This is a genomic window from Sulfurovum sp. (assembly GCF_049668085.1).
Lineage (GTDB): Bacteria > Campylobacterota > Campylobacteria > Campylobacterales > Sulfurovaceae > Sulfurovum.
The window spans coordinates 1-9788 of record NZ_JBATIY010000074.1 but is presented as its reverse complement, the minus strand read 5'-3'; the positions used below and the strand labels follow the sequence as shown (position 1 = coordinate 9788).

General features: G+C 38.0%; 11 protein-coding genes. 3 read left to right on the top strand and 8 right to left on the bottom strand.

The annotated features are described in order from the left end of the window. Both truC and WBM70_RS04620 read left to right on the top strand, forming a co-directional pair. Nucleotides 1-754 (top strand): tRNA pseudouridine(65) synthase TruC (gene truC / locus WBM70_RS04625; protein ID WP_424557338.1); only part of this gene is annotated, 754 nt, incomplete at its 5' end. Next, entirely contained in the window at nucleotides 744-980 is a 237-nt protein-coding gene (locus tag WBM70_RS04620) for a VF530 family DNA-binding protein (RefSeq protein ID WP_424557337.1), read from the top strand. The genes truC and WBM70_RS04620, both read left to right, overlap by 11 nt. Nucleotides 981-988: 8 nt before the next feature. Here WBM70_RS04620 and WBM70_RS04615 read toward each other — a convergent pair whose 3' ends face one another. The 4 genes from WBM70_RS04615 to WBM70_RS04600 form a co-directional block, all read right to left on the bottom strand. Continuing rightward, nucleotides 989-1951 (bottom strand): fatty acid desaturase family protein, encoded by a 963-nt coding sequence (locus WBM70_RS04615; RefSeq protein ID WP_424557336.1) that lies wholly within the window; start codon nucleotides 1949-1951, stop codon nucleotides 989-991. A 111-nt stretch (nucleotides 1952-2062) separates the two neighbouring features. Next, the gene (locus WBM70_RS04610) at nucleotides 2063-2833 is read right to left on the bottom strand and encodes a 4-(cytidine 5'-diphospho)-2-C-methyl-D-erythritol kinase (RefSeq protein WP_424557335.1); all 771 of its coding nucleotides are present in this window, start codon (nucleotides 2831-2833) and stop codon (nucleotides 2063-2065) included. Beyond that, the gene (gene truB / locus WBM70_RS04605; protein ID WP_424557334.1) at nucleotides 2833-3663 is read right to left on the bottom strand and encodes a tRNA pseudouridine(55) synthase TruB; all 831 of its coding nucleotides are present in this window, start codon (nucleotides 3661-3663) and stop codon (nucleotides 2833-2835) included. The genes WBM70_RS04610 and truB overlap by 1 nt, the downstream gene beginning before the upstream one ends. A 9-nt stretch (nucleotides 3664-3672) precedes the next feature. After that, a complete protein-coding gene (locus WBM70_RS04600; protein ID WP_424557333.1) occupies nucleotides 3673-5739 on the bottom strand; it encodes an ATP-dependent helicase in 2067 nt (688 codons plus the stop codon). Nucleotides 5740-5932: 193 nt separating this feature from the next. Here WBM70_RS04600 and WBM70_RS04595 point away from each other — a divergent pair, with 193 nt between their 5' ends. Next, nucleotides 5933-6835 (top strand): LysR substrate-binding domain-containing protein, encoded by a 903-nt coding sequence (locus WBM70_RS04595; RefSeq protein ID WP_424557332.1) that lies wholly within the window; start codon nucleotides 5933-5935, stop codon nucleotides 6833-6835. A 10-nt stretch (nucleotides 6836-6845) separates the two neighbouring features. Here the strand turns inward: WBM70_RS04595 and WBM70_RS04590 are convergent, their stop codons facing one another. From WBM70_RS04590 to pyrC, 4 genes are all read right to left on the bottom strand, one after another. Next, entirely contained in the window at nucleotides 6846-7307 is a 462-nt protein-coding gene (locus WBM70_RS04590) for a hypothetical protein (protein ID WP_424557331.1), read from the bottom strand. Continuing rightward, nucleotides 7307-7921, bottom strand: coding sequence for an aminotransferase class IV (locus tag WBM70_RS04585; protein ID WP_424557330.1), 615 nt, complete (start codon nucleotides 7919-7921; stop codon nucleotides 7307-7309). Before WBM70_RS04585 ends, WBM70_RS04590 begins: the two co-directional genes overlap by 1 nt. Beyond that, nucleotides 7921-8841, bottom strand: coding sequence for a cysteine synthase A (gene cysK, locus WBM70_RS04580; protein ID WP_424557329.1), 921 nt, complete (start codon nucleotides 8839-8841; stop codon nucleotides 7921-7923). Before cysK ends, WBM70_RS04585 begins: the two co-directional genes overlap by 1 nt. A gap of 89 nt (nucleotides 8842-8930) precedes the next feature. Beyond that, nucleotides 8931-9788, bottom strand: an 858-nt coding sequence (gene pyrC, locus WBM70_RS04575; protein WP_424557328.1) for a dihydroorotase, incomplete at its 5' end; no start/stop codon positions are given.

Sequence of the window (9788 nt, the reverse complement as noted above, 5' to 3'; positions counted from 1 at the left end):
TACAGAAACAACCCCTTTGGAAATACTCTATCAAGATGAATATTTGGTGGCTATCAATAAACCATCAGGGTTACTCGTGCATAAGTCACCTATTGACAAACATGAGACGAAGTTTGCTGTGCAATTGGTACGTGATCAGATAGGACAATATGTCTATCCTATCCATCGTTTGGACAAACCCACTTCAGGGGTATTACTTTTTGCACTTAATGGTGAAATGGCCCAGACAATGTCTCTTCTTTTTCGTTCATCCCAAGTGCATAAAGAGTATATTGCTATCGTGCGTGGCTTTACTGAAGATAGGTCCCTGATAGACTATCCGCTCAAACAGATGTTAGATACCAAAGAGCAAAAGAAACAAGGTATCACCAAAGAAGTACAGGAGGCTCAAACGGCGTATGAACGTTTGGCTACAGTGGAGTTGCCTTTTCCTGTAAGCCGTTATCCTGTTGCACGTTATTCATTGGTAAAACTTTTTCCAAAGACAGGGAGGAAACATCAGCTTAGACGTCATATGAAACACATATTTCATCCTATAGTAGGAGATACCAAGCACGGCAGAGGAGAACATAACAATCTGTTTCGAGAGAAGTTTGCGTGTCATAGATTGTTGTTGCATTCTGATAAGATGAAGTTTATACATCCTTTAAGTAAAGAAGAAGTGGTGATATATGCACCCATGGATGAAATGTTTAAAGGTCTTCTTCAAACATTTCATTGGGATATTGATGGTATGATGTTATATGACAAATGATGAACATAAAAATAACCCTCTACACGGTGTTAAACTAAAACAGATTCTTGAAGAGTTACAGGAAGAGTACGGCTGGGAACTGTTGGGACAGTTTGTAAACATACGATGTTTTAATTATGATCCAAGTATCAATTCCTGCCTAAAATTTTTAAGAAAAACACCCTGGGCAAGAGATAAAGTTGAAGAGTTATATTTACTTATGCTAAAGAAGAAAGCAAAAGAGTGATAGAGACTTCAATACTCTTTTAACGCGTCATTGATCTGTATATAGGCTATCATTGGTGTCGTTTCAAAATAGGGTATATTGTACTTTTGTGCAAATTCTTTTGTCATCTTTTGTACTTTAAGCAGATTAAAACGTGGTGCTTTCGGGAAGAGGTGATGCTCTATTTGTGTATTGAGTCCACCGTAGAACCAGTGTACTAAAAAACCGCCTTTTAAAGAACGGCTTCCTCTCATCTGCAGTTCCATCCAAGAGAAATTTTTAGCTTCCTTTTCAGTAAACGTCTCACACCCCAAGTGGTTCGTAATGAAACCGAAAGCAAGCCATGGTGAGAGCACAAAATTAAGTGTCAATGCGACGATAAGAGTATCGACTGCACCTATCTGGTAGATCAGTGTGCCCCAAATAAGAGGCCAGTGGAGAAGCATCAATGCAAATTCGCCCCAGAGTTTTCGTGTGATCACAAATTTGTATGACTGTGCTATAAATGCGGGGAACATAAAAAACATTGCTCCCCAAAAGATGAGGTGTTTATACTTTTTGATAAAAGGCTTGTTCCCTTTTTGGGGTGTAAAGGCACCATCAAGAGCACGTATATCAGCATCTTTTTCCACAATGTTACAGTAGGTGTGGTGATTGACATTATGTTTATAGTCCCACCATGAAGAGGAGTTACTGAGTATGAGCGCTGAAAAAGGGTAGCTAAGCTTTTTTGACAGGCCCTTGTTTTTAAAATACTGCGTGTGTAAGATGTCATGAGAAACAAACACGGCACGAGTGAATATCAATGTCAAAAAGAGTCCTAAAAGTACAGGGTTCCAAAATGCTGCAGTAGCTAGTGCTGTTATTATTGAGACAAGAATAGCGATCATCTCTATGCTACCACGAACAGGTACACGATCGAGTAGACCAGCTTTACGTACTTGCTCTTTAAGTTCATTGAAGATATCAGGATATTGGGGGAGTTTTGACATTGTTATTTCTTTACATTAAATTCTTTTATTATAACTAGAATAGATTAATAAATTATTTTTTGAAGGAAGAGACACCTATTAAATGACATAAACCTGTCGATAGGGAGCACCTTAAACCAAGTGGAAAAATGTACTTCCGCTTCCAGAAAAGAACCATCCCTCTTTACTAACTTTTTTTAACTCTGGATAAGCGATAAGAGAAGCACTGTAGAGATCGTTGAGTATTACGGGATCTTCGATGCGTTCCAGTAACGTTCTTGAATCGAGTTTTTCCCACTCTATGAAAGAGGATAAGCGGATGTCATTCAAGAGATATTCTTTGAATGTTTTATAGACCATAGTAGTATCACAGCCTATGTCAGGAGTGAAGAGTTTTAGAGGAAGTGGTTCTTCTTCAAAAGGCTCAACAATTTCTCCAAAACCACTTACATTGGCTGAAGGATAGTTGTAGATGAAAAATGGAAGGTCTGCACCTATAGTACTTCCCAGTTTTGCCAGTTCATCTGTACTGATCATCAGATGACAAACTTCTTTGACCAAACGCATAAAAGCTGCTGCATCAGAACTGCCTCCACCTAAACCTGCTTGACTTGGTATGCGTTTGGTAACGACAACCTTATGTTTGTAAAAGTAATTGAGTATGTCTAAGTCTCCGGTATAGTCATTAAGTGCTTTGTAGGCTTTGTATATGGTGTTTGATTCAAGCGGTATATCATCACAGCCTTCTATGGTAAAAGTATCACATTCACATGGTTCAAAGGTGATGGTATCATACAAGTCTTCTACCCTCATAAATCTTGAGAGCAGGGTATGATAGCCGTCTTTATGACCGGTGATCTTTAAAAAGATATTTACTTTTGCATGTGCTTTGACAGTGTGCATTAATTTTCCTCAAACTTCGGGATACGGTTAAATCGATATGTGACCTCTTCATCCTGTATTTCTATGATAGAAAAAAAGTTTGATGTCTCTATGAGGTAGACACCATCCTCTTTTGTTTCAAAATACTCTACGGAGAGCTTTTTCCCCAGTTCCATGTATTCTTCTTCTCCTGTATATACATTGAGAGGAAGAGCTAAATGTGTGAAGGGATCAAGGGCTTTTTCATTATCATAATAGAACTGTCCTTCATGGATGCGGTGTAAACTGGAGAGTGTACCATCTACACCCAGTTTGTCTGCGACAAGTGCACCCAGACTGCGTATGTATGTCCCTTCACTGACTTTGGCTTCGAAGTGTACAAAAGGATGGTTATAGTTCAGCAGTTTGATATCATAGATCGTGGAAGTGATAGTCTTGAGATCTACCTCCAAACCTTCACGAGCAAGTTCGTAGGCGCGTTTACCGTTTATCTTCTTGGCACAAAATTTTGGAGGATAATAGGTGAGTTCACCCTGTAAGGATTGCAACACTTCTTCTATGCGTTGTTCTGAAAAGGAAGATACCTCTTTAATGCTGTCTATCTTCTCTATATCAAGGCTTGGAGAGTTAGCCCCTAGCCATAGGGTAGCCTTATAGCTTTTAGGCGTTTTGTTGAGGTATTGGAAAAGTTTGGTGTATTGTCCTGTAGCAACAATGAGGCACCCCGTCGCAAAGGGGTCAAGTGTACCTGAGAAGCCTACTTTTTTCGTCCCATATTTGCGTTTTACATAACCCATATATCCGTTAGAAGAACGAAAGATAGGTTTATTGACTACAAATAATCTATTCACGAGTTTTCTTTAAATCGATTGTACAAATGAGCTTAGTATCTCTTTTTTATTCCCACCAAAGTTAATAAGCAGTTTGTACTCTTTACCAGATTTGTTGGCAGCTTGCACACGTCCGATCCCAAAGATCTTGTGTTTCACAAGGTCTCCTTTTTTGAAAGCAGAACTTTTTGTGATCTTGAGACTGGTATCTTGGATAAGTCCAGCTTCACCCAAGAAACGGCTTTTGTCTATCATCTTACGACGACCCTTGTAAAAACGACTGTCTACATAACAAAGTGTAAGATCTGATTTCGCTCGGGTGATCGCTACATAACCTAGACGGCGCTCTTCTTCCATGTTTGAACCTTCTCCTAGCAGAGGAAAAAATTCTTCTTCAAGACCTATAACAAAAAGATGTTCAAACTCCAGACCTTTAGCTGCATGAATACTCATAATAGTGATCGTGTCTTCTTCCACCTGATCCTGGTCACTCTGCAGCGAGATATCATTTAGGAATTCATCAAGTGAAAGGTCAGGGTTTTTAATTACAGCATCTCTGAAATATCCATAGAATTCATCGATATTCAAGATACGATCAAAACCGTCTACCATACCGGCATAATGGTCTTTGATCTTGATACGTTCTTCAAAGAGTGTAATAAAGTTGCCAAGTTCATTTTCCAATGCTTCTCTTAAAAAGGTGATATCTTCAACAAGTTTACCCAGTGCAGTGACAACTTTTTTACTCGCAACATTGGGAAGTTCACCTTGTGTTGATTTTTCAATATATTCAAATATTGACATTTTGTTATCATAAGCAGCTTTTTGGAGTTTCTCTATAGATGCTTTTCCAATACCTCTTTTAGGTTTATTGATAATACGTATGAGAGAAAAATCATCATGTGGATTTGAGAGGACTCTCAAGTAGGAAATGAGGTCTTTTATCTCTGCACGTTCATAAAAACGCATCCCTCCGATGAGTTTGAAACCTAAACCGGCCTTAGTAAAACCCTCTTCAAGTGAACGTGAAAGTGCATTGATACGGTAAAGCACTGCTATTTCGTCCGGGTCTGCACCCTCATCAAGCAATTTTTGGATTGCATGTGCAATGGATTTGGCTTCGAGAGATTCATCAAGTGAATGAAGGAGTTTGATTTCTTGACCGCTTCCTTTATGTGAAGTAAGTTTTTTACCCAGACGTGTGGAGTTGTGTTCTATGAGTGTATTTGCTGCCTTGAGTATAGGTTCGGTCGAACGGTAATTTGTTTCAAGTTTCACGGTTTTGCATGTCTCAAAATTGTTTGCAAATTCTAAGATATTACGAATATTTGCACCTCTCCATCCGTAAATACTCTGATCATCATCACCAACAACACAGAGATTGTTATGTTCAGAGGAAAGAAGTTCAAGAAGTTGAAACTGTAGTTCATTGGTGTCTTGGTACTCGTCTACCATGATATATTGGTATCTTTTACTTGTCTCTTTCCTCAGCGCTTCATTTTCACTAAGTATTTTGTAGGTAAGCATGAGGAGGTCATCAAAATCTACAAGATTGTTCTCTTCAATATTTTCTTGGTACTTTACATAGATATTGGCAATTTGTTTGTAATCAGGCAGTTCAGCTTTTTCTAAAACCAGTTCAGGTGAGAGGAGAGAGTTCTTGTATTTTGAGATCTCAGAAGCGATAAATGAGATATTGAGGTCTACTTTTAATTCTTTGGCGATAGAACGTAAAAGTCGTTTTTTATCATCGCTGTCTATGATCACAAAGGCATTACTTCTACCCAGCTTTTCGATATGAAATTTTAAAAAGAGCAAGCCAAATTTGTGAAAGGTACATAAAAGTGGAGGATAAGAGACCTTGTCAGACATTAGTTTAAGGGCACGTTCACGCATTTCTGCTGCAGCTTTATTGGTAAAAGTAAGTGTTAAAGTGTTTGCAGGGTCTATACCTACTTCGCCTACAAGGTAGGCAAGTCTGGTAGTTAGTGTTTTGGTTTTTCCACTCCCCGCACCTGCAAGGATAAGCATCGCACCATCAATGTGCTCGACTGCTTCTCGCTGTGATGGGTTCAGTGCATTTAAAATTGTTTCCATGACGTCATTGCGCTCCTAAATAGTATTAATTATACCTTTTAATTAATTAGAAGTGCCATAAAGAAAAAAATTAGCATATTATACAAAATAAAATTATTCTGATAAGGATAACTTATGTATGTTTAAGTATAATTAGATATAATGACTTAATTAACTTATTATATTTAAACTACGAAGAAAAAAGGACATATTGATGTTAAAAGATTTTGTAAAATTGGAGACATTTTTAACTGTTGCACGTGAAAGAAGTTTTTCTAAAGCATCTGCAAAGTTAGGGATATCTCAACCTGCCGTAACACAACAAATTAAATTTATTGAAAAATATTTAGCGTGTAAAGTGATTGAACGTAAAAAGAATGGTATTAAATTAACCAATGAAGGTGAAGAACTCTATAAAATAGCAACAAGACTTGAGAAAGAGATACTCTCTTCAGAACAAGATATATTAAAAATTATTAACAAAGAGATCACATTTAGATTAGGCGCTTCATTTACGATAGGTACATATATTATCCCTGGACAATGTCTTAATACGATCAGTGAAGCGATCAACAACAGCGTGAATCTAGATATTGATCTAAGTGACAATATTATACAAAAACTCAAAGATAGAAAGATAGATGTTGGTCTTATTGAATCACCTATTATGGACCATGACCTTATTTATAGAGAATGGCTGGAAGATGAACTGGTAGTTGTAAGTAATGTGCCTATACCTAAAACATTAAAAACAGAAGAGTTGTATGATTATGATTGGATCTGTCGAGATGAGGGTTCTCATACAAGAAAAGTTGTTGCTGATGTATTTGATGAACTGGGTGTTTCATGTAAAAGCTTCAATGTCCTTTCTGAAGTAAGTAATACTACTACGGTGCTTCAAACACTTAAGAAAAGTGATAGAAACCCAGAGAGACCAGTAGTATCTATCTTATCAAAATATGCTATTATGGATGAAGTTGCTAGTGAGGAGCTTTTTGAAGCAAGACTTAGAGGTTACACGATGATGCGTAAGTTTTACATTGTCTACTCTAAAGAGAATAAGCACAATGCATATGTAGATAAGGTCGTAAATTATATCTTAGCGGGTCACTGCTAAGAGGACCTTCCTATTTTTTATTTTTGAGAAGTTTTTTATTCTCAGGATTATTTAAAAGTGCTTCCATAGAAGATTTTTTGGATGCACTTTCTTCTTTTTTCTTTTCACTCTCTATAACGGGATTTGCAAGATTAATCACTATGGGATTCTCTCCTACAAAAACCTGCTTGATAGCCAGTAGAGGTAGTGATACTACAGAACCAAAATTATCACTTCCAAAGCCCGCTTCAAAAGAGAAAGAGTCATCATTGAGTTGAGCACTTTCAAACGTAAAACCACTTAATATAAATAGAACTGTGTCATCAAATGATGCCTTGATATCAGTAGGTAATTCCGGGGTAAATGTGATGTATTTCACCTCACATGCAAGTGCAAACTCTTGATTTTTATTAAATAGATATTTAATGGTTCCAAAGATATGTGATTGAATGAGTGTACGATACTCAGGTGTTTGTAAAAGGTTAATGGTCATTATTTTCCCTTTATGATATTTTGTATGGTATCATGATTTAGAATTTTAAATCCTATCATAGCATTGATTAAAGCTACTTGTGAGTAGTTTGGCAGGTCTTTTTGCCTTATCTCTTTCGTGTGTAGAAATCCTTCATCTATCAATTTGGCCCTCATTGTACCCTCAAGCAAGGGCTTCTCTGGTGTGAACCATTGTCTACCATTAGAAAAAGCAATGTTTGAAATGGTAGTGTCGGTCAAGCAGCCATTTTTTTCTATGATCACTTCATCTACATCTTTGTTGGATTCAAGCAAGGCATTTAAAGTATCTCTATTGGCATATTTTAAGTCATACTCAATATCTGCAGAGACGATCTTTAATCTTCGCATCTCTTTAGGAACATAAGGGATATAGTCAATAGAATGTAACTGCTCACCATAGACAATACGACAACGATACAAACCAGTTTGAGGTGCATGAATAAGTGAGGATAGATTTAATGTATCTGTACGCTTAAAGAGTTTCTGACGGCTTTTGTTGCATCGGGCCTGATGGTAGCTAAGGTTATGTGTTTTCCCTTCTACTATCTTAATAGTTTCAAGTAGAAGAGGGGCGGATGCGCGTTCATCTGACATTAACTGTCAAAGAGTTCCGTTGAGAGGTAACGTTCAGCAGTATCACAGAGTATTGTGACAATGGTTTTGCCTTTGTTTTCAGGTCTGCTTGCGATAATATGCGCTGCATGCATGTTCGCACCAGCTGAGATACCTATGAGTAAACCTTCTTCTTTGGCAATTTTTTGAGCCATAGCAAATGCCTCTTCATTAGTTACTGCAAGGACTTCCTCATAAATTTCCGTATTAAGTATTTCAGGTACAAACCCTGCACCAATACCTTGGATCTTATGTGGTCCAGCTTTTCCACCTTCTAAGACAGGAGAATCAGAAGGCTCAACTGCGATGACTTGAAGTGAAGGTATGTTTGATTTAAGTATCTCACCTGTCCCCGTAAGTGTTCCGCCTGTACCCACGCCAGCTACAAAAATGTCTAGATCACCATCTGTATCTTTCAGTATCTCAGGAGCCGTTGTTTTACGGTGTATGTCTGGGTTGTTTAGATTATTGAATTGTTGAAGTACTTTTGCATTGTCTAGTTCTTTTTCTAACTCAGATGCTTTAGAGATAGCCCCGCCCATACCTTCTGCCGCAGGTGTGAGAACGAGCTCTGCACCTAAATGCATAAGAATCTTACGACGTTCTATACTCATAGACTCAGGCATCGTTAAAATAAGTTTGAGACCTTTTGCTGCACAAATTGCAGCAAGACCGATGCCTGTGTTCCCACTTGTCGGTTCGATGATAGTGGTGTTTTGATCAATATCACCCGATTTTAGCGCTTCATTGATCATGTTAAAAGCGATTCGATCTTTCACGGAAGAGGTAGGATTCATAAACTCACACTTGCCTAAGATTGTCGTACCTGTCTCTTTAGAGAGTGTGTTGATCTTGACTAAAGGAGTATTTCCTATCAGTGCTTCAATGTTATTTGCAATCATTTACTATCCTTCTTGATTTGTCTGTTATGTTAGCAAGTTATTTTTAAGTAAGTGCTTTAAATTCATCATTTTCATCATCATATTTCAAATTATCCATTTCTAACGTCTCTTATACTGTAGGCTAATGTTTCATCTGCATACATGGGAACCACACCGTTGTAATCTGAAGGTACGGTAAACTCTTTTTTCTCAAGGGTCACGGTCTTTGTTAAAGGGGTGACACCGTAGATCTTTTGTGCATTTCCTGATATAAAGGCTTGAAGATTTGCAAGTGAGGCATTTTCATTTTCAAAAAGTTCAGCCAAGACCTGCAAAGCTATGGGTGCGGTGAAGACACCAGCTGCACAGCCACAAGCCTCTTTGGCATGTTTTGGATGCGGAGCAGAGTCTGATCCGAACATGACTTTAGGATGTGCTTCTAAAGCTACTTTAAGCAGGGCACTTCTGTCTTCGGGGCGTTTGGCTATAGGTTTACAGAAAAGATGCGGTTTAAGCATACCTCCCGCCACGTCATCGAGGGTGATGATAAGGTGGTGCAGAGTGATGGTCGCATAAAGATTTTCAAATTTATCTAAGGCTTCGACACTCTCTTTAGTGGTGATATGTTCCATAATGATCTTTAGTTTAGGGAATGCTGTCGCCAACCTTTCATAAATACTGACAAACTCCGCTTCTCTGTCCATGACAAAACCGTTTGTTTCTCCATGTACACACAGTGGAATGCCTAATTCACTCATCGCTTCAAGTGCAGGACGTAACTCTTCTACATCAAAACCGCTTACGCCACCTTCAGAATTTGTGGTGATACCGGCAGGGTAGAGTTTGATCGCTGTGATATCATCTTTGACAGACTCTAAAAAAACTTTATCATAAGAAGGTTTGAAAAAGAGTGTCATGTAAGGTGTAAATTTTTCGTCACCAATGGCATCCATGATACGTTGTTTATA